We start from the raw sequence: 21,771 nt of genomic DNA, 5'->3' as shown, positions 1-21,771 counted from the left end.
AAAATGATTAAAGAAGCGATTAAGTTTGTAACCAATTTAGGCATAAAGCCAGCTGAAAGAAAGCTTAATTTTATGGATCAGGATGGAAATTTACGAAATATTATCATCAGTGATGACGGGCGCCCAGTAGAAATAGCATCGTTGAATTATCTTGCTAAAGAAGCTCTTGTCATCAATACATTGACAGGCTTGGTTGATTATATCCAATCAAATGTAGAGCGCCATGACATTCCTTACTTTTTGCACATTGTTGATCATGAAAGAGTAGAACTGACAGGTGTACTTCAGTCAGATGGCAAAAGGGAAACACTTGTTATTGCACGTGCAATTGTTCCAGATTTCAATTACGACTATTTTCTTGATTCTGAGCAGCTTATTATTTCCCTTCAATCCAAATTCACTAAAACAAAAGATCGCGACTTGCTGTTAAAGGTAATAGGAAACGTCAAAGAAGAAAACGTGCGCCAAACGGGAGATAACGGAATCGCACAAGCAGTTACTATCAAAACAGGAGTTGCCTCAGCTGATGATGTGCTGGTTCCAAATCCAGTTACACTTGCTCCATATCGTACATTCTTGGAAGTTGTTCAGCCGGAAAGTGATTTTATCTTCCGAATGAAAGACGGTCCACGTGGTGCCATTTTTGAAGCAGATGGGGGAGCATGGAGAAATCAAGCGATTGAAAATATAAGAGCTTACCTATCTGAGGAGCTTGCAGATGAAATCAATGATGAAAGAATTACTATAATCGCTTAATAGAAAGGAAGAAAAAACTGTGATCAAAATAAACAAACTAGAAATAGAAAATGTAAAACGCGTCAAGGCAGTTAAAATAGAGCCTACTTCCACCGGGCTTACCATCGTTGGGGGCAATAATAATCAAGGCAAGACAAGCGTGCTGGATTCGATCGCATGGGCGTTGGGTGGTAATAAATATCGTCCAAGCAAAGCAGGGCGTGAGGGTTCTGTTATACCACCTTATTTACGAGTCACATTATCAAATGGACTGGTAGTTGAGCGTAAAGGAAAGAATAGCGATTTAAAGGTGATTGATCCTAACGGTCAAAAAGCAGGGCAGCAGCTGCTTGATAGCTTCGTCGAAGAATTGGCTATTAATCTACCAAAGTTCATGAATTCAACTAGCAAAGAAAAAGCAGAAATCTTACTTCGCATTATTGGCGTAGGGGCCAAGCTTCATGAGTTGGAAACACAGGAGCAGGAAGTCTACAATCAACGCCGAACAATCGGACAGATCGCTGACCAAAAGTCAAAGTTTGCTAAGGAACAGCCTTATTTCCCGGATGCCCCCAAAGAGTTGATTTCTGCATCTGACTTGATTGCTCAACAACAGGAGATTTTGGCACGGAACGGAGAAAATCAAAGGAAACGTCAAAACCTTTCACAAATACAGGCTTTATATGCCAGCCAAGGTCAAGAAATCGAAAGGCTAGAAGAACAGTTAAATAAAGCGAAGGCCGCTTATGCAAAAACAGGTGAAGATTTAGCGATTGCCCAAAAAGATGCGCTTGATTTGGTGGATGAATCTACAGAACAGCTTGAAGCTAATATCCAACAGATTGACGAGATTAATAGAAAAGTCAGGGCCAATCTTGATAAGGATAAAGCTGAAACAGATGCGAATGATTACAGAGCGCAATATGAAAAGTTGACAACTACCATTGAAGATGTTCGAAAGCAGAAAACGGAATTACTGGCAAATGCAGATTTACCACTTGAAGGTCTATCAGTAGAGGATGGAGATTTAATTTATAAAGGTCAAAAATGGGACAACATGAGTGGAGCTGATCAGTTACGAGTTTCCACAGCGATTGTCCGTAAATTGAAACCAGACTGCGGATTTATCCTACTAGACAAATTGGAACAGATGGATATTGATACACTAAATGAGTTTGGCCAATGGCTTGAACAGGAAGGTCTACAGGCGATTGCTACTAGGGTATCCACTGGTGACGAGTGCTCCATCATTATTGAGGATGGTTATGTCGCTGGACAGGAGCAAGTACAGCCACCTGTGCAACAGGCACCAACAGTTCAAGCACCATCTGCACCTGAACAGAAAACATGGAAAGCTGGTGAATTTTAAAAAGTGGGCGCATTTATTGATATAACTGGAAATAAATTCGGCCGTCTGACCGCAATTAAAAGAATAGGAACAAAAAGAGGTTCAGCACTATGGCTATGTGAATGCGAGTGTGGTAATACCGCGGAAGTTAATACAAGCAGGCTGAATTCCGGAAACACAAAATCATGTGGTTGTATCCATACTGAACAACTAGCGAAACGAAACCGCAAAAACAGGACACATGGTGACGCTGACAGTAGATTGTATGGAGTATGGCATGGAATGAAACAACGATGTTATGACATAAATCGTAAAGATTACCATGCTTATGGAGGTAGAGGGATAACTGTTTGTGACGAATGGAAGGACAGTTATTCCGCCTTTCAAAAGTGGGCATTAGAAAACGGATATGACGGTGAAGCTCCTTATATGCAATGTACATTAGACAGAATTGACGTCAATGCTCCTTATGCTCCATGGAATTGTAGATGGGTTGATGCCAAAACACAAGCGAATAACAGAAGGAGAAGAAAGGAGAAGGTCATCAAATGAATATCACTAAAGGAAAAGTAGCTAAGGCTCAAAAGTGTTGTATTTATGGTCCGGAGGGAATCGGAAAATCTTCTTTAGCAGCACAATTCCCGGATCCACTTTTTATAGATACGGAAGGTAGTACCGGAAATATGGACGTGGCAAGACTTGATAAACCAAGCAGCTGGACGTTTTTGCATCAACAAATTGATTTCATTAAACAAAACCGCCCTTGCAAAACCCTAGTCATTGATACGGTTGATTGGGCCGAAAGATTAGCTATTGAATTTGTGACCAGTAGAGCAAACAAAGATAGTATTACAAGTTTTGGATATGGTGAGGGTTTTATCCAATTAGAAGAAGAGTTCGGCAAATTCCTAAATAGATTATCAGATTTAGTTGAAATTGGAATCAATGTTGTCTTAACGGCTCATGCGAAAATTACTAAATTTGAGCAACCAGACGAAATGGGAGCCTATGATCGTTGGGAATTAAAGTTAGGAAATAAAACCACCGCTAAAACTGCAGCTTTAACAAAAGAATGGGCTGATATGGTCTTGTTTATGAACTATAAGACTTTCAGTGTTGCCGTAGACGATAAAGGAAGAAAGCACAAGGGGCAAGGTGGGGTCCGAACGATTTATGCAACCCACCATCCCGCCTGGGACGCTAAAAACCGCCATGGGTTACCGGACGAATTTCCTTTGGACTATGCTCATATCGCTCATATTTTTGATAATGGCACACAGGTACCGCCTGAACAGCCACAAACGCAGCCGCAGCCACAGGAACAACCACCTATAGAAATACAGCCGCCAGTGGATCCAGTCCAGACAACGACACCTGAGCCAATTCAAACGGCACCTGAACAACAAAACGTATCAGCAACTGAATTGAATCCAGCCATACCACAGTCATTGCGTGATTTAATGACACAAAACGGTGTATCTGAAGAAGAAATTCAAGCAGTCGTTAGTCAAAAGGGATACTACCCACTGGAAACGCCAATCACAAATTATGATCCAAGCTTCATTGATGGAGTATTAGTCGGTGCATGGGCGCAAGTATTCGGGATGGTTCAGGATTTTAGACAAAGCTTACCATTTAATTAGGAGGAATTTTCATGAGTCAAGAAATAGAACGTGAATTAGGTTGGGATGACCAAATAGAAAAAGATGGTCCTGAATTCGTCTTGCTTCCAGAAGGTGATTATAACTTTACTGTAAATAAATTTGAGAGAGCAAGGTTTCAAGGAAGTGCTAATCTTCCAGCTTGTAACCAAGCAAAATTAGAAATAACAATTCACTGCCCTACACATGGTGATCAAGTGGTTTTTCATAATTTGTACCTTCACACAAAAACAGAAGGATTCTTGTCTGAATTCTTTACTGGAATTGGCCAAAAGAAAAAAGGTGAAAGATTACAAATGAACTGGAATACTGTCCCAGGTGCAAAAGGCAGATGTCAATTAGAGCACAATAAATACACGGTTAAAGGCGAAGAACGTGTTAATAACCAAATTAAAAAGTTTTATCCATATGAAGAATTTTTAAAGCATAGTGGGGGACAAAATCAGCAGCCGCCACAACAAACGTATCAAGCACCACAGCAACAATATCAGCAACAGCAGCCGCAACAACAAACGGCTCAAAATCAAACGCCTTTTCCAACAGGTCAACAGCAACAAGGCGGATTTACACCGGGGCAATTTTAGGAGGTAAACGATGAAATCATTTGTTGAAACCTATAAATGTCATGATTGTGTTCTTGAATTTGGTGTTGATAGAGCAATGTATCGTCCTTTATGTCCTTCTTGTGGGGAACATTTGGATATTACAGAAACGACAGATACGGAGGTAAACGATGAAACTTAGAGATTACCAACTGGCTGCGCGTGAAGCTATTCAAATGGAGTGGGAAAAGGACATTAAGAAAACTTTACTTGTTCTTCCTACTGGATGCCATGCAGAAGATGAAAAGCTATTACTGGCCAACGGAGAAAGTATTAAAGTCCAAGATATTCGATTAGGAGATCGACTACTTGGGTTAGATGGAAAGGGTAGAAACGTTCTTCATATTCAAAAAGGTCACTCGGATTTATTTCGAGTGACTCCAGTTAAGGGAGAATCGTTTGTTGTTACCAGAGATCATAAACTTACTTTAGTTCACACGTCAACCGGAGAATTGGTTGATGTAACAGTAGAAGATTGGCTGTCTTGGAGCAAAAATAAGAAACATTTGCATAAATTGATTCGCAGTTCGGCGATTAACAATTTTCCTGATGCTGAGAAAAACACATTGCCTTTAGCACCGTACACACTTGGCGTAATGCTCGGTGATGGCGGGATGAAGTATTCGATAAATGTAACGACGCCTTATAAAGAGATTGCAAAAGAATTAGAGCTTGAGGCTGATCATTGGGGAATGTGGTTAGAAGAACTCCCAGCTGGAAAGGCTACAACTTACGTTTTTAAAGGCGGACAAGTCGGTTGCAAAGGTGGTAAATTACATCAGGTTTTATCCGATTTGGGATTACGAGGATGTGGGGCTGGCGAAAAGTTCGTACCACAAAAATATAAAACATTACCTATCGATTATCGCTTAGAAGTCATTGCAGGGCTTTTAGACACAGATGGCCATTACAGGGTTGGAGGATATGATTTTATTTCAAAGTCACGTCAATTAGCCAACGATTTAGCATTTATGTGTCGATCGGTTGGTTTAGCGGCATATGTCAAAGAAACAACCAAACGTTGTCAAAATGATTTTTCTGGCAAATATTTTAGAGTATCGATTAGTGGTGACTGTTCAATTATTCCATGCCGAGTAAAGAAAAAGCAATCAACGAAGAGAAAACAAAAGAAAGATGTCCTTCGTACAGGTTTTCGTATTGATAAATTAGATCCGGGTAATTATGTCGGAATAACTGTTGATGATGACAATCGTTATTTGATGGATGATTTTACAATTACTCATAATTGCGGAAAGACAATTGTCTTTTCCAAAGTCATTGAAGATAGAGTGAAAAAGGGCGAGCGAGTCCTCGTCCTTGCCCACAGGGGCGAACTCCTGGAACAAGCTGCAGACAAATTGGAGAAAAGTACAGGCTTAAAATGTGCTACTGAAAAAGCCGAGCAAACATCAATCGGCAGCTGGTACCGTGTTGTGGTAGGTAGCGTACAGACGATGATGCGGGAAAAGCGTCTGCAAAAATTTAGTAAAGATTTCTTTGACACGATCATCATTGATGAAGCCCATCATTGTATTTCAGACAGTTATCAACGTGTGTTGAATTACTTTGAGTCGGCAAATGTTCTTGGTGTAACGGCTACACCAGACAGGGGAGACATGAAGAACCTCGGCTCTTATTTTGAATCACTAGCATTTGAATACCAATTGCCCAAAGCAATTAAAGAAGGTTATCTCAGCCCGATCAAGGCCTTAACGATCCCACTTGAATTAGATTTAACAGGTGTCGGCCAACAGGCAGGAGATTTTAAGACAAGTGATTTAGGCACAGCACTGGATCCTTATCTTGAATCAATAGCTGATGAAATGTGGAAAAATGCCAAGGATCGTAAAATTGTCGTCTTTCTTCCACTAGTGAAGACAAGTCAAAAGTTTACCGAAATCTTGAATAAGAAAGGGTTCAAGGCAGCTGAGGTAAATGGAGAGTCGCAAGATCGTGCGGAGATATTGGAAGATTTCGATAATGATAGATATAACGTGCTTTGTAACTCCATGCTACTTACGGAAGGTTGGGACTGCCCTAGTGTTGATTGCGTTGTCGTGTTAAGGCCAACAAAGGTACGTTCTCTTTATAGCCAAATGGTCGGGCGTGGTACCCGGCTGTTTGAAGGAAAAACTGAATTATTGCTGCTTGATTTCCTTTGGCATACAGATCGGCATGAGTTATGCCATCCAGCGCATTTGATTGCTGAAAATGAAGAAGTGGCCAAAGCTATGACGAAACAAATTGAAGAAGCTGGCATTCCGCTTGATTTAGAAGTTGTCGAACAGCAAGCCGAGGAAGACGTTATTGCTCAACGTGAAGAAGCTCTTGCCAAACAACTAGCTGAAATGAAAAAGCGCAAGCGTAAACTGGTGGATCCTCTTCAATTCGAAATGAGTATCCAAGCCGAAGACTTATCAAGCTATGTGCCAGCGTTCGGCTGGGAAATGGGGCCGCCAAGTGAAAAGCAAGTGAAGCAATTAGAAAAGCTGGGCATCCTTCCTGACGAAATCGACAATGCAGGCAAGGCTACCAAACTATTAGAACGTTTGGATCGGCGTAAAGAACAAGGATTGACTACTCCAAAGCAAATAAGGTTCCTGGAACAACGTGGATTCCAACATGTGGGAACATGGCCTTTTGAAACCGCCAAAAAGTTAATTGATCGAATTGCCGCTAATGGCTGGCGCACACCAGCTGGGATAAATCCAAAGGAATATCGCGCTGAGTAGATATACACTGTGAAGCAAATAAATCAAAAAAAGGAGAATTCAAATGTACGGAAATTACTTAAATGTTGATGTGTTATTAGGTAAAACGTTGAGCGAAATCAAGAATAACAACAATCACGAATTGCTTTTTTATACAACTGATGGTGAGAAATACAAAATGTATCACGATCAAGATTGTTGTGAATCAGTGGGGATTGAAGAGATTATTGGAGATTTAGGTGATTTAATTAATTCGCCAATCACTATGGCAGAAGAAGTCACTAACCAAGGTGAAACTGACTGGGGAAGTCAAACTTGGACGTTTTACAAATTTGCAACAAATAAAGGTTATGTGACTATTCGCTGGCTTGGAGAATCGAACGGTTATTATTCAGAATCCGTCGATTTCGTAAAAGTAGAAAATGAAGAAAGTTAACCGCACAGTTCGGAGAAAGTATGACATAAGTCGCAAGAGAAAGTTGGTGAAACGTTTGGAAATAAAGGTGGATTTAATAGCATTACTGGAATATATTGATCCGACTTTTTTGGATTATCAAGAATGGGTCAATGTTGGAATGGCCCTGAAACATGAAGGCTATACAGCTGATGATTGGGACGATTGGAGCAAACGGGATGGTGGACGTTACAGTCCTGGTGAATGCTTCAAAAAATGGACCACGTTTGAAGGTAATGGCGTGACAGGTGCAACAATCACGCAAATGGCCAAAGAAAACGGCTGGGAGCCGAAGCGAAGAAAAGAAGATCACGAGCTTGATTGGAATGACGAAATTACCGGTAATGATGATTATGTCGTCATCGATAAAAACTGGATTGAAGGTATGGAAATCAGAGAGCCTACAAACTGGAATCCAGTCAGGGAATTGACCACATATCTGGAAACATTGTTCGAAGCATCAGAGAGTGTTGGATATGTCGTTTCCACATGGCAAAACGATGAAGGGAAGTTTTTGCCCACGAAAGGAAATTGGGATAGGACAGCTGGTGAGCTTATTCAAGCCTTAAATCAGTCAGATGGAGACATTGGCGCTGTCCTTGGTGACTATAACCCAGAAGCAGGCGCTTGGATCCGGTTCAACCCGCTTGATGGTAAAGGCGTAAAAAATGAAAACGTCACGGAATATAAATACGCTTTGGTCGAGTCAGACACGATGGACTTGGAAAAGCAAAACGCCATTCTCAGAGAATTGGAATTGCCTATTGCTGCATTGGTTTATTCCGGTAAAAAGAGCATTCATGCAATTGTAAAAATCAATGCTGCCAATTATGAAGAATACCGGAAGCGCGTTGATTATCTTTACAACGTCTGTAAAAAGAATGGCCTGAACATTGATAACCAAAACAGGAATCCTTCCCGGTTGTCTCGGATGCCGGGCGTTGAACGGAATGGCAAGAAACAATTTTTAATTGATACGAACATCGGAAAAAGCAGTTGGGAAGAATGGCATGATTGGATCGAAGACGTGAATGACGATTTACCGGATCCTGAAAGCTTAACAGAGTTTTGGGATAACATGCCGGAGCTGGCGCCTCCGTTAATTGAAGGAGTGCTACGGCAGGGGCATAAGATGTTGATGGCCGGACCGTCTAAGGCGGGAAAGTCATTTGCCTTAATTGAATTATCTATTGCTATTGCTGAAGGCATGCGCTGGCTAGGTTGGAAATGTACCCAAGGAAAGGTTTTATACGTGAATTTGGAACTTGACCGTCCATCCTGTCTCCATCGTTTCAAAGATGTGTACCAGGCCCTTGGATGGCAGCCTAACAATCTATCAAATATTGATATATGGAATCTACGTGGGAAGTCGGTCCCTATGGACAAGCTGGCTCCCAAGCTGATCAGACGTGCAGCCAAAAAGAATTATATTGCCATCATCATTGACCCGATCTATAAGGTATTGACTGGTGACGAAAACAGTGCTGATCAGATGGCCCATTTTACGAATCAGTTTGACAAGGTTTGTACGGAACTAGGGTCCAGTGTTATTTATTGTCATCACCATTCAAAGGGTTCCCAAGGTAATAAAAAATCAATGGACCGCGCCAGTGGTTCCGGGGTATTCGCTAGGGACCCAGATGCCTTAATAGATTTAGTAGAGCTTGAATTGACGGACGCTTTAATGCAACAGGAAGAAAATAAGGTTGTCTGCGATATTTATAAAAAAGCAATCGAACAACATAACTTTGATTATTTGGACGAACATGTTTCCCAGGATGATCTATTGAGCGCAGTCTCTATGGAAGCACACGCAAAACGGGCAATTCCAGAGCAGTTACCGAATGTACAGCAAGTAGTAAAAGAAGCTATGAATAAGGTCCGCATCCGTTCTGCATGGCGTGTTGAAGGTACGTTGCGCGAGTATCCGAAGTTTGATCCGGTCAATATGTGGTTTAGCTATCCGGTCCACTTGGTGGATGAAGTAGGCAGCCTAAAAGACATTGAGCCAGAAGGAGAAGCGCCACCTTGGAAAAAGAATTTCTCCAAGAAAAAGAGCGCAGAAGAACGGAAAAAGGAACGAAACGAAGCACTCGAAACTGCCTTTGAAGCATGTAGTATTGATGAAAAAATTACTTTAACTGCCATTGCTGAATACATGGGAGTGTCTGAAAAAACTGTCCGAAATCGGATAAAAGACCATGGTGGCTTTTGGATTGATGACGGAGAAATAGGAAGAAAGTAAAAAGGAAAAACTCGAAGAATTTCCCTTTCCCTCTATAGTGAAAAAGTCGAATATTTTCCTTTCCTTCTCTAGGGAAATTATCGAACATTTTCCCCGCTTTCTCTATGAGGGAAAATCTCGATAAATATCGACTTTTTCCCGAGGAAAGGAAAAAGTATATTACTACGTAATATAAAGGTTTCCCTTTCCCTCAAGGTCAAGGGGGTAAGTAGTCGTGCGTAAGCTATCGCACGACGACATACTTCCCCTATCCTTGACGAAAGAAAAATTTCAATGAACAAAATCCAAAATGTAAAATATTGGAGGAAAAAATATGCTGGACGATTTAACGATAATAATTAAAAAATGGGCCACTGAACGAAACCTTCATGAAGCGGATCCTAACAAACAGATTTTAAAGTTGGCTGAAGAGTTTGGGGAGTTATGCGAGGGCATGGCGAAGGATAAGCCTCATCAAGTCGAAGACTCCATAGGTGACATGTATGTTGTACTTACAATTTTGGCTATGCAATTAGGAACAAGCATAGAGAAATGCGCGTTACTAGCATATGAAGAAATTCAAGACAGAAAAGGCAAAATGGTTAATGGCGTGTTCGTGAAAGAAGCTGATTTGAATGACTGAATTTTTTATGGCCATGATTCCGCCAACAACGACACATCAACAAAAACAGGTGACTGTACGAAACGGTAAACCAGTATTTTATGAACCGGAAGATTTGAAGGCAGCGCGTGCGAAATTGATGGCTCATTTAAGTCAGCATGTTCCCGACAAAAAATATACTGGACCGGTTAGGTTGATTGCTAAATGGTGTTTTCCAATTACAGAAAATAAAAAAGATGGACAATACAAGGATACCAAGCCTGATAACGGAAATATGAATAAATTGCTCGAAGATTGCTTGGAGGATTTAGGCTTTTATAAAAATGATGCACAGATTGCTAGTTTGATTGTTGAAAAGTTTTGGGCCAAGATTCCAGGTATTTATATCAAAATCGAAGAGGTATAAGTGTATGGATTATAAAGCCTTTTATGCAGAGGTAGCTGATTGGATATACCAAAGCAATCACATGGCTATGAAGCATGGTTTAAACAGCAAAGAGTTTTGGAGTTGGGTTACTACTTCCACAGGTGAGCTTTGCGATAAATATAAAAATAATCCATTGGCACAAAAACAAATGATCATGCTGTACCAATGGCTTGAAGATTTTTCTCAAGGAGGATGATTTCTGTGAACGAAACGGACGAAAGCAAAGAGTGGTACGTAAAACAATTATTAGAAATGCCAAGCAACGGCTATGACCGCGATTCGTTGGAAAGGATGAACGTTGATCAATTATACAAACTTTATTGTGAGCGCATCGACAGGCAGGGGATGGTTTGAATGAGTGTAGAAATAGGTCAAACAATTTATGTCAGTGTAAGTAACATGTTTACGGAATCCGAGCCTAATTTAACTGAATATGTGGTAACGAAAGTAAATACAATGAGTTTCTATGCTCATAGAAAAGGCGACGATTTCGCCGAACGCAGATTTGATAAAAGGACAATGATCCATAATTCTTTTTGCGAAACATATAAAGCATATTTCACGGAAAAAGAGTATTGGGATAAGATTGCACTTCTCAAAGAAAAAATGCTTTTATGCAGCGAAATCCGACGATCGGTAGTAGATTTAGATATTAAAAAATTACGTCAGATACAAGCGCTTATTAATGCGTAGCATAAAGGGGTGACAGCAATGCCTAAACTAACTGACGAATACGTTGTACTTATATCTAAAACAGCCATAGAAGCATACGAGGATCATAAAAAGCAACAGGAGAAAAAGAGGCATGACAGACGCCTACGGAATATAAAACTTCTCCTCCGAAATTACCGTTTTTTTGTAAAACATTGTAAAGATATAAAGTTAGAGATCGATGACATCAATGAAGAAATTGAACTGGCATTTTTGGATTCTGATGAATTCAAATTGGAATCTATTAAACGTAGCAAGGAAAAAACATTGGTTATGGTTCGGTACATTGATAAAATGCTGGCTGTCTACAAAGTGATGTGTGAGCAGTCCGGGGATCCAGAAGAGATTCGGAGATATCAGACGATCTATCAATTCTACATTTCAGATACCAAAATGACAGCTGAGGAAGTTGCTGCAGGGCACTCCGTGCACAAACGAACTGTTTATAAAGACATAGATAATGCGTGTAAAACCTTGGCAGTATTGATGTTTGGCGTTGAGGGGGTGAAGTTTAGTTGACGTCAAAAAGAGGGCACACTTGTAGCATTCTTTATGTGTTAACATGATAGTATGCAACAATTATAAGCGTGCGGAAACACGCGAAATTGTGTTGATGTATCTGTCATCGGCGCTGTCCTGATGGAAAAGGGATGGCGCTAACTTAATTTAATTGGTAAGATATCCCTATATATATGTGTAGGGGGAGATGTCTTGAAACGTATCATTATGTTCTTATTAGTGTCTATAATTCTAGTCGGGTGTTCAGTTGAAAGAGTGTCAACCGAAGAAAGAGAAAAACTGCAAGAGCAAGAGAAAGAGCAAGAGAAAGAGCAAGAGAAAGAGACATTGAAGCAAACGGATCACTTGGATGCCTACGAAGAGGTTGACGGGATCGAGGAAGAAGGGCAAGAAAAAGACTTCGTAACAGAAGCAGAAGAAAATGCTGAGGAATATCCTGCGAAACCTGGTGCCATGCTTTATGATAAAACAGACGAAAAGTTTAAAGGTATGAACTACCATTTCAAAGGTGAGTTAGTCAAAATTGAAAAGGTTGAAGGTCTATTTGGGAATATGGAAGATGCCTTTTTGGTTAAAAATGATAATGGGTATATAATGCCTATCTTTCCACCGTATGCGATGACTGCTTCTGCAGGCGATGAAATAGAAGTGTGGGGTCCTTTATCCGGTGATGGGTATGCTTCATCAGACTTAGGGGTTGACAACGTAGTTGGCGTTGCAGGAGCGATGAACGCCACGAGGGTTGATATTAACGGGGAGATGCAATAAAAGATATATGTCGAGACATTCACTTTTAGTGAGTGTCTTTTTCATTTTATAAAAGGGGAGTGTTGATCATGGCGGACAATAAGTCGCGCGAAGATATGATGAAGTTTTTAAAAGCCGCACAGCGAGAAGCAAGAAAGGCCACACAAGCGTTAAAGGAACTGGAGGACCAGAAGAGAGATAAGTACCTTGTCATAACGTTAGATGAGTTAGGTGGCGTTCCAAGAGTTTTTTATAAAGGCGAAGAGATTACGATGAAGGAATTTATTAATTTCCAGTGGACAACAAGGACTGATGTTTATGGTAGTACAGATATTATCATTGATTACTATGATAAACCTACAAAAGAAAAAGTGGTTGCTGTGAAGAAATCAATTCGAGAAGGTGTAGTATCATGACCAAACCACTAACCGCACTTTGTAATCACTGTGAAAAGATTACTGATGTTGATTTCAAAATGAAGCATCATCCGAACAGAATAGAGGAAACGTATTTCAAATGTGAGCACTGTTATTATCATTACACTTCATTTGTGACAGACGGTAGAGTACGGAAGCTACAGCGTAAGAAGGATAGCATCAAGGGATTACGCAATGCAGCTAAACGTTTGGAGTTGCAAGAAGAGATCAACGAGAGAATGTCTCTACTTAAATATAATTTAATAAACTTTGGACGTGCTGATCTGTGACTAAACGTAACAAAAGAATTGGCCAGAAAGTTTATGACAGTAAAGCATGGCAGCTGTTAAGACAGGCATACTACGATAGTCAACATGGTATATGCGAATGGTGTGGTAGTCCAGGGGACATTGTTGACCACATCGAACCAATCACAAGTGAGAATGTCAATGATATTTGGATCACATTGAACTGGGAAAACCTTCAATTGCTTTGTCTTTCTTGTCACAACAAGAAGACTTTCCGGAAACATTTTGCGATTCGTGAAGGATTTGGGTTCGATGAAAACGGAGATTTAATTGTGTCAAAAACGTGAACAATTCTGACAAAAAGGACATCCCCCCTAGGTGGCGGGGATTTTTTTGAGCACGGCCGAGCGAGCGCCAAGTTTAACGTAATACACGGGAAGTTTCGCGTGACCCCCTACCCCAAATAACAAGAAATGAGGTGCTATTTTTATGGCCAAAAAGAAAGAGCTAACAAAAGAAGAACGGGTAAAAAAGGAAATACGCAGACTTAAAAGAATATACAAAGACTTGCCTAAAGATACCCTCATGCTTGTCGAGGGGTTGATTGCAGAGGCAGCTGACATGCGAATAAGACTAGAAGATATCCGCGAAGATTTGGATGTGAACGGATACGATGAAATGTTCTCGCAATCTGAAAACCAAGAACCATATGAGCGGGAGCGACCAAACGCAAGACGTTACATCGCAATGAACAAAAACTACCAAAGCATAATGAAACAATTAGGAGACTATTTGCCAAAACCTGAACCAAACAACAAGGATAAGAACGACGGATTTGAAGCGTTCGTGAACAGACGATGAAACGATATCCACTTACATATAATCCAATCATCGAGTACTGGAACAAGATTGAATCTGGTGAGGAAATTGTCAGCAGGAAAGTCAGAAGAGTTTACAAGAAACTTGTGGATGATATCCATGACCATTCTTCCGAGTATGAGTATTCGGCAGAGCGGGCGAACCACGCCATCGAGTTTGTAGAGAATTACTGCAAACATTCAAAAGGTAAAATGGGCGGAATGCCGTTTATTTTAGAATTGTGGCAGAAAGCGATGACCGCTGCAGCATTTGGATTCATCCATAAAATTGACGAGCTCCGGAAATATAAGGAGCTTATATTAGTTATTGCACGTAAAAACGGGAAGTCAGCTTACGCTTCTGCGATTGCTCTCTATATGCTTGTGGCAGATGGAGAACCGGGCCCGGAAGTCGTGTCGGCAGCAACCAAAAAAGACCAAGCGAAAATTGTTTGGCTGGAATCTAAGCGGATGGTCAGCAAATCTCCCGCACTTCGCAAACGGATCCGTTCCTTGGTGGCGGAATTGCTTTCTGACTTCAACGATGGGTCGTACAAGCCGTTATCCTCTGATTCCAATACACTGGACGGGCTGAACGTTCATTGTTCAATTATTGACGAACTCCATGCTATTGAGGATAAGAACCTCTATGACGTTATTATTGATGGAATGAGCGCAAGGGAGCAGCCGCTATCCGTTATCACAACAACAGCCGGAACAGTTCGTGAAGGTATTTTTGATATTAAGTATGAGGAAATTGAACGAATTATCAATGGTTTCGATGACCCGAACGGCTATAAAGATGAGCACGTCCTTCCGATTGTCTATGAGTTGGACAGTCGAAAAGAGTGGACGGAACCGACTAATTGGAAAAAAGCGAATCCTGGTCTTGGCACAATAAAAAATATCGCTGAACTTGAGAGAAAAGTAAATAAAGCAAAAGCAAATCCTTTGTTAGTGAAAAACTTGCTGACGAAGGATTTTAACATTCGAGAGACTTCATCAGAGGCATGGCTCACGTTTGAGCAACTGGACAACCAGGAGACGTTTGATATTGAAGTACTAAAACCAAGCTACGGTATTGGAGGAGCAGACCTATCCAGCACAACTGATTTAACTGCAGCTTGTGCTACATTTATGCTGCCAGACAACCAAAATATTTACACAGCCCATATGTATTGGCTCCCGGAGGAATTGCTTGAAAAGAGGGTGGCAGAGGACCGAGTCCCTTATGACGTTTGGAAAGAACAAGGATTTTTGAGAACAACGCCCGGAAATAAAGTTCACCATAAATTTGTAACTGAATGGTTTGTGGAACTAAGGGATAAATACGGCTTGTATTTACCTTGGATTGGTTATGACAGCTGGTCAGCAACTTATTGGGTTGAGGAAATGCAATCACAATTCGGAGTAGATGCTATGCTTCCGGTTATCCAAGGAAAGAAAACTCTCTCAGGACCTATGAAGGATATGGGGGCTGATCTCGAAGCTAAAAGAATTAACTACGGTAATAATCCAATTACAAAATGGTGCCTCTCAAATACGAGCGTTGACATTGATAAAAATGATAATATCCAGCCGTCAAAAGGCAAATCACAACGTAAGAGAATTGATGGGACTGCCTGTCTATTAAACTCTTATGTTGTCTTGCGGGATAAAATGAATGACTATCTAAATATGATTTGAGGGAGGTTTAGCCGATGAATGAAGTTAGAACTGAAATTAACAATCAACTACTTGCCATTTTAAAAGAAGTTGATTCAAAGATAGAAAATCCTTTTTCAAGGATTCAAATGATAAATAGTGTTGCGCAAGTTTATTCAATGGTTAATAAATAATTCACCTTACACTTGGTGACGGGAGGTGAGGATCATAGGTTTTTTCGATTGGATGTTTGGAAAAAAACAAACAGAACCGAAAACAACAACCAGTTACAAAATCATTACGGATGCGGGCGATGGATTTTATACATTTGATGGGCGCATCTATAAAAGTGACATTGTTCGCTCCTGCATTCGTCCAAAAGCCAGGGCTATTGGAAAATTGATGGCCAAGCATATTCGGGAAAATGCAAAAGGATTGTTAGTAAATCCCGATGTAAATATAAAATTTTTGCTTGAAGAGCCAAATCCATTAATGTCAGGGCAGCTGTTCCGCGAAAAGATGGCCACGCAATTGGATTTAAACAATAATGCCTTTGCGATTATTAAACGAGATCCGGATACATTCATTCCGTATGAAATATATCCGGTGCCGGCCATGAGTGTGGACATGTTGGAAGGTCCACAAGGAGATATGTATTTAAAATTCTATTTTTCGGATGGTAAACAGATGGTTGTCCCGTATTCAGATGTCATCCATCTACGTCAGGATTTTAATAATCATAATCTATTTGGAGATCATCCTGGCCAGGCACTCGTTGAGTTGATGGACGTTGTAACCACGATTGACCAGGGCATGAAAAAGGCTATTAAAAGCAGTGCCCTAATTAAGTGGATCTTAAAGTTTAAAAGTGTATTGAAAAAAGAAGATGTCGAAATGCAGGTCGATGAGTTTATAGACAGCTATCTGAACATCGAAAAAAAAGGCGGAGCTGTTCCATCTGATCCGCGTTATGATTTGGAGCAAGTGAAAAATTACAATTTTGTTCCGGATGACAAACAGATCACCACGACAACAAAGCGCATTTATGATTTCTTCAATACCAATGAAAAAATTGTACAAAGTCGATATAACGAAGATGAATGGAATGCTTACTATGAATCTGTTATCGAACCAGTTGCATTGCAGCTGGCCGGAGAATTTACAAGAAAGCTATTTACCAGGAGAGAGCGGGGACATGGAAATAAAATTGTCTTCGAATCATTAAACCTCCAATACGCCTCTATGCGTACGAAGTTGGGCTTAGTAGGAATGGTGGATAGAGGGGCGTTATTACCTAACGAGTGGAGAGAGGTACTCAATTTAGCGCCAGTTGAAGGAGGAGACAAGCCAATACGCAGATTGGATACCGCCGAAGTGGACGATCATCAAGATAAAGGGGGTGAGGATGATGGAAAAAACGGAAACAAGGGAACTGATGACGAGTAAGATTGAAATCAGGGAAGATGATGACGGGAACCGCACGTTGTCCGGATATGCTGTCAAATGGGAGAGAAAATCACAGGTTTTAGGTTATTTCTACAAGTTTCGCGAACAATTTAAAAAAGGTGCATTTGCTGATTCTCTTTCAAAAGACGATCAGCGTTTTTTGTGGTCACATGACACTGGGAAGGTTCTTGGTAGAACAAAAAATAATACATTACGCTTGGAAGAGGATTCTATCGGGTTGCGATTTGAACTCGATTTACCTAAAACAACCCTTGGTAATGATACCTATGAATCTATAAAACGTGGTGATGTTGACGGTGTTTCGTTTGGATTTCGAATGGAAGACCATGAAATTGAAGAGCCGGATGACGATTTACCATTACGAACGGTCAAAAAGGCTAGGCTGTTAGAAGTCAGTGCAGTTGCGTTTCCCGCCTATCCCGATTCAGAGGTAAGCGCACGTGGATATGATCCGATGAAGCATTATGCCGAGGAGCAGGAAGAATTACGTTCAAAATTATATGTTTTAAATAACATTTAGGAGGATATGAATATGAATCGCATTAAAGAAATTTTACAAAGAAAAGCAGAAATTAATGAAATGTTGAAAGACGAAAAGCGCAGCAAGGATTTGGATTACAAAGCTCTTGAAACGGAAATTCGTGAGTTGAATGAGGAGTTGGAAGAACTACAGACCCGTGAACGATTGATGAAGGAAACTGAACAGCTTAACAATGGAGAAGTTGAAGGGCGTACCATCGAGACGTTTAATGGGAACAACCATGAAAAACGTGAACTTGGAACTGACTCCATTGAATACCGGAAAGCGTTCATGGATTATGTGTTGAAAGGCGAGAAAATCCCTGCTGAACTCCGTGCTGATCAAGTGACTTACACGAAAGATGTAGGTTCCGTCATTCCGGAAACAGTTTTAAATAAAATCATTGAAAAAATCGAAGCTGTTGGAATGATTTTGCCGCTGGTTACACGCACTGCAATTAAAGGCGGGGTTACCCTTCCGACTTCTAGTGTAAAACCTGTGGCTACATGGGTAGCGGAAGGAAAAGGCAGCGATAAGCAGAAGAAATCAACAGGCTCCATCACATTTGCTTATCACAAATTGCGTTGTGCGGTCGCAGTTTCTCTTGAAGTCGATACGATGGCCCTTCCGGTGTTTGAAGCAACACTTATCAATAATGTTGTAGAAGCCATGACTAAAGCCATTGAGCAAGCGATTATTTCCGGATCCGGCACAGGCCAACCTAAAGGAATTTTGACTGAAACTCCTGAAGATGGCCAGGCTTTAGATGTGGATGAAATCACTTATCAAACATTGCTTGATGCAGAAGCGGCATTACCGTTGGAATATGAGGCAAATGCTGTTTACTGCATGACCAAAAAGACATTTATGAAATACCAAGGTATCAAAGATGCTGATGGACAACCAATTGCACGCGTCAACTATGGTATTAGCGGAAAGCCAGAGCGTGTATTACTTGGACGCCCTGTTATTCTTTGTAACTACCTTGATAGCTTTTCAACAGCTGAGGAAGGTTCTCCATTCGCATTCTTGTTCAACTTCTCTGATTACGTCCTGAACACGAACTATCAAATGGGTGTTAAGAAGTATGAAGACAATGAAACTGATGATATGGTAACAAAGGCAATCATGATTGCTGACGGGAAAGTTGTTGATAAGAATTCGTTGGTAGTTCTTAAAAAAGGTGCTCCAACGCCATAAATACCAGGAGGGATATAATTGGACTTCCATAAAGTAAAAAAGAGATTTCGCGAACGTCACCAGGACATGAAAGATTATGAAGAAGGCGATCCTTACACTTATGAAAATAAGGAAAGGATTGCTTTTTTAATTGAAAAAGGCTATTTGGAAAAGAAAAATAAGCAGCCACCGCAGGCTAAGAGTAATCCAGAAATCAAGCATACTGGTGGCGGTTGGTACGAGCTTCCAGACGGGAAAAAGGTAAAAGGTAAGGCTAATGCTCTTAAAGCACTAGAAAGCGGTGTTTGATTTGCTGAAAAAGGTGAAAGTGGCATTACGTGTCTCCACAAATGATGACGGCATTAATGATGAAATTACTGATCTTATTTCAAGTGCCCGGTTGGATCTGATTCAGTCGGGCGTTTCCAAGTTAAAAGCGCAATCGGATGAGGATGCACTAATTCAGAGGGCAATTATTCTTTATGCAAAATCTCAGTTTGGCATCGACAATCCGCACGCAGAGCGCTATTGGCAATCCTACGAGTCACTGAAAAAGCATTTGTCCTATTCGGGTGATTATCGTGGCTAACTGGGGAGATGTGATTTATTTAATAGCATTAGAAAAGAGCGTGGATGATGAAGGATTTGAAAACAATCATCCGACTCCTGGGGAACCACGCAAAGTATATGCCAATAGAAAGTCTGTAAGGTCTGAGGAATTTCATGCTGCTAAACAAAAAGGAGTTACTCTCTCCTACATGTTTGAGGTTCGCTCCATCGAATATGAGGGGGAAGAACAGCTCAAATATAACGATAAAGATTATACGGTCTATCGAACATATGATAAAGGTGAAATTATAGAAATCATTTGCCATCGAAAAGGTGATGACCATGCATCTTGAATTTGAAGGTCTTGACGAGCTTATTGCAGAGATTGATCGCATCGAGGGTTTGACAGAAGACTTGAAAGACCAAGCATTGATTGCTGGGGGAGACTATCTCCGCGATCGAATAAAAGCCGAGGTATATTCACATGGTTTGCACCGTCGATCTGGGCAAGCTCAAGAAGCAATTACCAGGACCGACCCAGAAGGTGGAGAACTGTTTGTTGGTACAGAAGGCGGGAAGAAGCAGCCTGGCTTCTATCTCTATATGCATGAGTTTGGATATTGGAATGTTCGAGCACAGAGATTCATAGCGCCATTGCCAATGGTCTCTATTGTTTTTGAACACAGCAAGGGGCCAATTTTGGACAAATATGTTCAAGTGTTCCAAAAGGGGTTGGGTATGCGATGAATCTTGATAAATTAATTATGGATACATTAAAACCTCTTGGTGTACCAGTAGCGAAGGCGAGATACAACCAAACAGCTGACACATATATCGTTTTTATCGAATATAACCAGGCGCCTAGGATCAATGCCGATGACAAGGAACTTATTTCCAAGCACTTTTTTCAAGTCGATGTATTTTCAAGTGGAAATTACAATCAGCTTGTTAAAGATGTGAAAAAACGAATGAAAGAAGCAGGCTTTGGCCGGATGTTTGAATCGGAAACCTACGACGAGGACATGAACAAGTATAGGAAAATTTTGCGGTTCAATTACGAACCAAATATCTGGGAGGAATAAATATGGCAGTTAAAGGCTTGAAAGATCTTCATTACGCAGTGATTACTGAAGAAGATAAAGAAAAAACCATTTACGGCGAGGTAAAACCATTTGGACCAGCAATGGCTTTGAATTTGCAACCATCCATTAACCGCGGGAATTTACGCGCCGATGATGCAGTTTTATTCAGTGACTCAGCAAAAGGACCAATCACAGTGGCCGTAAATACGGCATATTTGGAGAAAGAAGTTGAAGCTGATGTGCTCGGAAAAACTATTCATCCAAACGGCGGTATAAGTGACAACGTGGAGGATGATGCTCCGTATATTGCTATCGGCGGAAAGGCACTGACTGCCCGCGGTGGCTATGAGTATTTTTGGATATATCGGGTGAAATTGGCGCCAGCAGAAGAAAGTAAAGAGACATTGCAAGAAACTCCTTCATACCAAACGCCGAACCTTACTGGTGAAGCAATTCCACGTCTACACGATGGGGAAGAGAAGTTTAAAGCATGGGATCAAGATTCAACAATTGCTGATAAAAGCATTTTTGATAAATGGTTTGATGAAGTAATTGATAAAGATTGGGTGGCGACTCCCTAATGCAAATTGAACTTTATATTGATGGAGAATTAAAGGTGTTTACGACTCCATTTGTACCACTGCGTGCCAAACGTTTGTATCTTAAAGTCCAGATGGAGGCTGAAAAAAAGGCCAGAGAAGATGAAAATTATATACCGTCTTATGAAGAACAAATGGCCGAAGAGGATGAGATTATCGGCATCCTTGCTAATGTCGTATTTGGAGGGCAATTTACAGTTGACCAAGTTTACGATGGTGCAAGTGATGAATATGTGTACAAAAAATTAGCAGAAGCGATATTTAATAAGTCCAAAGAGAAAAGTGAAGAGGGAAACGATCAGGGGAAGTGACGTGGGAAGAAGCGTACACTTCCCTTTTAAGTTTGTACAAAAAACTTATGTTTCCGTCACCTAACTATATTTATGGACAGCCAGTAATAAGAACAGGATGGACGATGTCTCAAATTGATGAGATGGACGTCCATTTTT

The 21,771-nt window shown here is 40.7% G+C and carries 32 protein-coding genes; all 32 read left to right on the top strand.

The window, feature by feature from the left end:
- Window positions 1-3 precede the first annotated feature (3 nt).
- The 32 genes from H9631_RS12245 (at window position 4) to gpG (ending at window position 21,633) form a co-directional block, all read left to right on the top strand.
- Window positions 4-756, top strand: a complete 753-nt coding sequence (locus H9631_RS12245) for a hypothetical protein (protein WP_191813178.1) — start codon at window positions 4-6, stop codon at window positions 754-756.
- A 19-nt stretch (window positions 757-775) separates the two neighbouring features.
- On the top strand, window positions 776-2,104 hold the full coding sequence (locus tag H9631_RS12240; protein WP_191813157.1) for an AAA family ATPase: 1,329 nt from the start codon (window positions 776-778) through the stop codon (window positions 2,102-2,104).
- 3 nt (window positions 2,105-2,107) lie between these two features.
- A complete protein-coding gene (locus H9631_RS12235; protein ID WP_191813155.1) occupies window positions 2,108-2,635 on the top strand; it encodes a hypothetical protein in 528 nt (175 codons plus the stop codon).
- On the top strand, window positions 2,632-3,726 hold the full coding sequence (locus H9631_RS12230) for an ATP-binding protein (RefSeq protein ID WP_191813153.1): 1,095 nt from the start codon (window positions 2,632-2,634) through the stop codon (window positions 3,724-3,726). Before H9631_RS12235 ends, H9631_RS12230 begins: the two co-directional genes overlap by 4 nt.
- Before the next feature lie 11 nt (window positions 3,727-3,737).
- Window positions 3,738-4,328 carry a hypothetical protein gene (locus tag H9631_RS12225; protein WP_191813151.1) on the top strand — a complete coding sequence of 197 codons (591 nt, stop codon included), beginning with the start codon at window positions 3,738-3,740 and terminating at the stop codon, window positions 4,326-4,328.
- A 10-nt stretch (window positions 4,329-4,338) separates the two neighbouring features.
- Window positions 4,339-4,488, top strand: a complete 150-nt coding sequence (locus H9631_RS12220; protein ID WP_191813149.1) for a hypothetical protein — start codon at window positions 4,339-4,341, stop codon at window positions 4,486-4,488.
- Entirely contained in the window at window positions 4,478-7,078 is a 2,601-nt protein-coding gene (locus tag H9631_RS12215; protein ID WP_191813147.1) for a DEAD/DEAH box helicase family protein, read from the top strand. The genes H9631_RS12220 and H9631_RS12215 overlap by 11 nt, the downstream gene beginning before the upstream one ends.
- 43 nt (window positions 7,079-7,121) lie before the next feature.
- Window positions 7,122-7,493 carry a DUF7448 domain-containing protein gene (locus tag H9631_RS12210; RefSeq protein WP_191813145.1) on the top strand — a complete coding sequence of 124 codons (372 nt, stop codon included), beginning with the start codon at window positions 7,122-7,124 and terminating at the stop codon, window positions 7,491-7,493.
- Between the two features lie 46 nt (window positions 7,494-7,539).
- Complete coding sequence (locus tag H9631_RS12205) at window positions 7,540-9,756, top strand: AAA family ATPase (protein ID WP_318246806.1); 2,217 nt, start codon at window positions 7,540-7,542, stop codon at window positions 9,754-9,756.
- Window positions 9,757-10,069: 313 nt separating this feature from the next.
- Window positions 10,070-10,378, top strand: coding sequence for a MazG-like family protein (locus H9631_RS12200; RefSeq protein ID WP_191813141.1), 309 nt, complete (start codon window positions 10,070-10,072; stop codon window positions 10,376-10,378).
- Window positions 10,371-10,763, top strand: a complete 393-nt coding sequence (locus H9631_RS12195) for a RusA family crossover junction endodeoxyribonuclease (protein ID WP_191813139.1) — start codon at window positions 10,371-10,373, stop codon at window positions 10,761-10,763. The genes H9631_RS12200 and H9631_RS12195 overlap by 8 nt, the downstream gene beginning before the upstream one ends.
- 4 nt (window positions 10,764-10,767) lie before the next feature.
- The gene (locus H9631_RS12190; RefSeq protein WP_191813137.1) at window positions 10,768-10,980 is read left to right on the top strand and encodes a hypothetical protein; all 213 of its coding nucleotides are present in this window, start codon (window positions 10,768-10,770) and stop codon (window positions 10,978-10,980) included.
- Between the two features lie 5 nt (window positions 10,981-10,985).
- Complete coding sequence (locus tag H9631_RS12185; RefSeq protein ID WP_191813135.1) at window positions 10,986-11,138, top strand: hypothetical protein; 153 nt, start codon at window positions 10,986-10,988, stop codon at window positions 11,136-11,138.
- The gene (locus H9631_RS12180; protein ID WP_191813133.1) at window positions 11,139-11,477 is read left to right on the top strand and encodes a beta barrel domain-containing protein; all 339 of its coding nucleotides are present in this window, start codon (window positions 11,139-11,141) and stop codon (window positions 11,475-11,477) included.
- An 18-nt stretch (window positions 11,478-11,495) separates the two neighbouring features.
- Window positions 11,496-12,014: a hypothetical protein gene (locus tag H9631_RS12175; protein ID WP_191813131.1), complete on the top strand. Its 519-nt coding sequence runs from the start codon at window positions 11,496-11,498 to the stop codon at window positions 12,012-12,014.
- A gap of 192 nt (window positions 12,015-12,206) precedes the next feature.
- The gene (locus tag H9631_RS12170) at window positions 12,207-12,782 is read left to right on the top strand and encodes a hypothetical protein (protein WP_191813129.1); all 576 of its coding nucleotides are present in this window, start codon (window positions 12,207-12,209) and stop codon (window positions 12,780-12,782) included.
- A gap of 68 nt (window positions 12,783-12,850) precedes the next feature.
- Window positions 12,851-13,177, top strand: a complete 327-nt coding sequence (locus tag H9631_RS12165) for a hypothetical protein (RefSeq protein WP_191813127.1) — start codon at window positions 12,851-12,853, stop codon at window positions 13,175-13,177.
- Window positions 13,174-13,467 (top strand): hypothetical protein, encoded by a 294-nt coding sequence (locus tag H9631_RS12160; RefSeq protein WP_191813126.1) that lies wholly within the window; start codon window positions 13,174-13,176, stop codon window positions 13,465-13,467. Before H9631_RS12165 ends, H9631_RS12160 begins: the two co-directional genes overlap by 4 nt.
- On the top strand, window positions 13,464-13,772 hold the full coding sequence (locus H9631_RS12155; RefSeq protein ID WP_318246805.1) for an HNH endonuclease: 309 nt from the start codon (window positions 13,464-13,466) through the stop codon (window positions 13,770-13,772). The genes H9631_RS12160 and H9631_RS12155 overlap by 4 nt, the downstream gene beginning before the upstream one ends.
- A gap of 142 nt (window positions 13,773-13,914) precedes the next feature.
- Window positions 13,915-14,286 carry a hypothetical protein gene (locus tag H9631_RS12150; RefSeq protein WP_191813124.1) on the top strand — a complete coding sequence of 124 codons (372 nt, stop codon included), beginning with the start codon at window positions 13,915-13,917 and terminating at the stop codon, window positions 14,284-14,286.
- A complete protein-coding gene (locus H9631_RS12145; RefSeq protein WP_191813122.1) occupies window positions 14,283-15,968 on the top strand; it encodes a terminase large subunit in 1,686 nt (561 codons plus the stop codon). The genes H9631_RS12150 and H9631_RS12145 overlap by 4 nt, the downstream gene beginning before the upstream one ends.
- A 14-nt stretch (window positions 15,969-15,982) precedes the next feature.
- Window positions 15,983-16,120 (top strand): hypothetical protein, encoded by a 138-nt coding sequence (locus tag H9631_RS12140; protein WP_191813119.1) that lies wholly within the window; start codon window positions 15,983-15,985, stop codon window positions 16,118-16,120.
- Window positions 16,121-16,154: 34 nt separating this feature from the next.
- The gene (locus tag H9631_RS12135) at window positions 16,155-17,372 is read left to right on the top strand and encodes a phage portal protein (RefSeq protein WP_191813216.1); all 1,218 of its coding nucleotides are present in this window, start codon (window positions 16,155-16,157) and stop codon (window positions 17,370-17,372) included.
- Complete coding sequence (locus tag H9631_RS12130; RefSeq protein ID WP_191813118.1) at window positions 17,335-17,913, top strand: HK97 family phage prohead protease; 579 nt, start codon at window positions 17,335-17,337, stop codon at window positions 17,911-17,913. Before H9631_RS12135 ends, H9631_RS12130 begins: the two co-directional genes overlap by 38 nt.
- A gap of 12 nt (window positions 17,914-17,925) precedes the next feature.
- Window positions 17,926-19,113, top strand: a complete 1,188-nt coding sequence (locus H9631_RS12125; protein ID WP_191813116.1) for a phage major capsid protein — start codon at window positions 17,926-17,928, stop codon at window positions 19,111-19,113.
- 18 nt (window positions 19,114-19,131) lie between these two features.
- Complete coding sequence (locus tag H9631_RS12120; protein WP_225221008.1) at window positions 19,132-19,401, top strand: hypothetical protein; 270 nt, start codon at window positions 19,132-19,134, stop codon at window positions 19,399-19,401.
- The gene (locus H9631_RS12115; RefSeq protein WP_404801739.1) at window positions 19,394-19,681 is read left to right on the top strand and encodes a phage head-tail connector protein; all 288 of its coding nucleotides are present in this window, start codon (window positions 19,394-19,396) and stop codon (window positions 19,679-19,681) included. Before H9631_RS12120 ends, H9631_RS12115 begins: the two co-directional genes overlap by 8 nt.
- Window positions 19,674-19,994 carry a head-tail adaptor protein gene (locus tag H9631_RS12110; RefSeq protein WP_191813112.1) on the top strand — a complete coding sequence of 107 codons (321 nt, stop codon included), beginning with the start codon at window positions 19,674-19,676 and terminating at the stop codon, window positions 19,992-19,994. Before H9631_RS12115 ends, H9631_RS12110 begins: the two co-directional genes overlap by 8 nt.
- Window positions 19,984-20,388 (top strand): hypothetical protein, encoded by a 405-nt coding sequence (locus H9631_RS12105; RefSeq protein WP_191813111.1) that lies wholly within the window; start codon window positions 19,984-19,986, stop codon window positions 20,386-20,388. Before H9631_RS12110 ends, H9631_RS12105 begins: the two co-directional genes overlap by 11 nt.
- Window positions 20,385-20,723 carry a hypothetical protein gene (locus tag H9631_RS12100; protein WP_191813109.1) on the top strand — a complete coding sequence of 113 codons (339 nt, stop codon included), beginning with the start codon at window positions 20,385-20,387 and terminating at the stop codon, window positions 20,721-20,723. Before H9631_RS12105 ends, H9631_RS12100 begins: the two co-directional genes overlap by 4 nt.
- Before the next feature lie 2 nt (window positions 20,724-20,725).
- A complete protein-coding gene (locus H9631_RS12095) occupies window positions 20,726-21,304 on the top strand; it encodes a major tail protein (protein ID WP_191813107.1) in 579 nt (192 codons plus the stop codon).
- Window positions 21,304-21,633 carry a phage tail assembly chaperone G gene (gene gpG, locus H9631_RS12090; RefSeq protein ID WP_191813105.1) on the top strand — a complete coding sequence of 110 codons (330 nt, stop codon included), beginning with the start codon at window positions 21,304-21,306 and terminating at the stop codon, window positions 21,631-21,633. The genes H9631_RS12095 and gpG overlap by 1 nt, the downstream gene beginning before the upstream one ends.
- The last annotated feature ends 138 nt before the right edge of the window (window positions 21,634-21,771 follow it).

It is taken from the genome of Bacillus norwichensis, from assembly GCF_014836955.1.
Lineage (GTDB): Bacteria > Bacillota > Bacilli > Bacillales > Bacillaceae_C > Siminovitchia > Siminovitchia norwichensis.
Note: the sequence above shows the minus strand (reverse complement) of the source record. Positions and strands in the feature narration are given on the sequence as shown.

What these genes read in the sequence shown, in the direction of transcription:
- H9631_RS12160 (WP_191813126.1), top strand. Translation starts at nt 13,174, where the DNA reads ATGACCAAACCACTAACCGCACTTTGTAATCACTGTGAAAAGATTACT.
- H9631_RS12175 (WP_191813131.1), top strand. Translation starts at nt 11,496, where the DNA reads ATGCCTAAACTAACTGACGAATACGTTGTACTTATATCTAAAACAGCC.
- H9631_RS12125 (WP_191813116.1), top strand. Translation starts at nt 17,926, where the DNA reads ATGAATCGCATTAAAGAAATTTTACAAAGAAAAGCAGAAATTAATGAA.
- H9631_RS12140 (WP_191813119.1), top strand. Translation starts at nt 15,983, where the DNA reads ATGAATGAAGTTAGAACTGAAATTAACAATCAACTACTTGCCATTTTA.
- H9631_RS12215 (WP_191813147.1), top strand. Translation starts at nt 4,478, where the DNA reads ATGAAACTTAGAGATTACCAACTGGCTGCGCGTGAAGCTATTCAAATG.
- H9631_RS12095 (WP_191813107.1), top strand. Translation starts at nt 20,726, where the DNA reads ATGGCAGTTAAAGGCTTGAAAGATCTTCATTACGCAGTGATTACTGAA.
- H9631_RS12190 (WP_191813137.1), top strand. Translation starts at nt 10,768, where the DNA reads ATGGATTATAAAGCCTTTTATGCAGAGGTAGCTGATTGGATATACCAA.
- H9631_RS12105 (WP_191813111.1), top strand. Translation starts at nt 19,984, where the DNA reads ATGCATCTTGAATTTGAAGGTCTTGACGAGCTTATTGCAGAGATTGAT.
- H9631_RS12225 (WP_191813151.1), top strand. Translation starts at nt 3,738, where the DNA reads ATGAGTCAAGAAATAGAACGTGAATTAGGTTGGGATGACCAAATAGAA.
- H9631_RS12145 (WP_191813122.1), top strand. Translation starts at nt 14,283, where the DNA reads ATGAAACGATATCCACTTACATATAATCCAATCATCGAGTACTGGAAC.
- H9631_RS12100 (WP_191813109.1), top strand. Translation starts at nt 20,385, where the DNA reads ATGAATCTTGATAAATTAATTATGGATACATTAAAACCTCTTGGTGTA.
- H9631_RS12245 (WP_191813178.1), top strand. Translation starts at nt 4, where the DNA reads ATGATTAAAGAAGCGATTAAGTTTGTAACCAATTTAGGCATAAAGCCA.
- H9631_RS12130 (WP_191813118.1), top strand. Translation starts at nt 17,335, where the DNA reads ATGGAAAAAACGGAAACAAGGGAACTGATGACGAGTAAGATTGAAATC.
- H9631_RS12210 (WP_191813145.1), top strand. Translation starts at nt 7,122, where the DNA reads ATGTACGGAAATTACTTAAATGTTGATGTGTTATTAGGTAAAACGTTG.
- H9631_RS12150 (WP_191813124.1), top strand. Translation starts at nt 13,915, where the DNA reads ATGGCCAAAAAGAAAGAGCTAACAAAAGAAGAACGGGTAAAAAAGGAA.
- gpG (WP_191813105.1), top strand. Translation starts at nt 21,304, where the DNA reads ATGCAAATTGAACTTTATATTGATGGAGAATTAAAGGTGTTTACGACT.
- H9631_RS12220 (WP_191813149.1), top strand. Translation starts at nt 4,339, where the DNA reads ATGAAATCATTTGTTGAAACCTATAAATGTCATGATTGTGTTCTTGAA.
- H9631_RS12200 (WP_191813141.1), top strand. Translation starts at nt 10,070, where the DNA reads ATGCTGGACGATTTAACGATAATAATTAAAAAATGGGCCACTGAACGA.
- H9631_RS12195 (WP_191813139.1), top strand. Translation starts at nt 10,371, where the DNA reads ATGACTGAATTTTTTATGGCCATGATTCCGCCAACAACGACACATCAA.
- H9631_RS12165 (WP_191813127.1), top strand. Translation starts at nt 12,851, where the DNA reads ATGGCGGACAATAAGTCGCGCGAAGATATGATGAAGTTTTTAAAAGCC.
- H9631_RS12180 (WP_191813133.1), top strand. Translation starts at nt 11,139, where the DNA reads ATGAGTGTAGAAATAGGTCAAACAATTTATGTCAGTGTAAGTAACATG.
- H9631_RS12230 (WP_191813153.1), top strand. Translation starts at nt 2,632, where the DNA reads ATGAATATCACTAAAGGAAAAGTAGCTAAGGCTCAAAAGTGTTGTATT.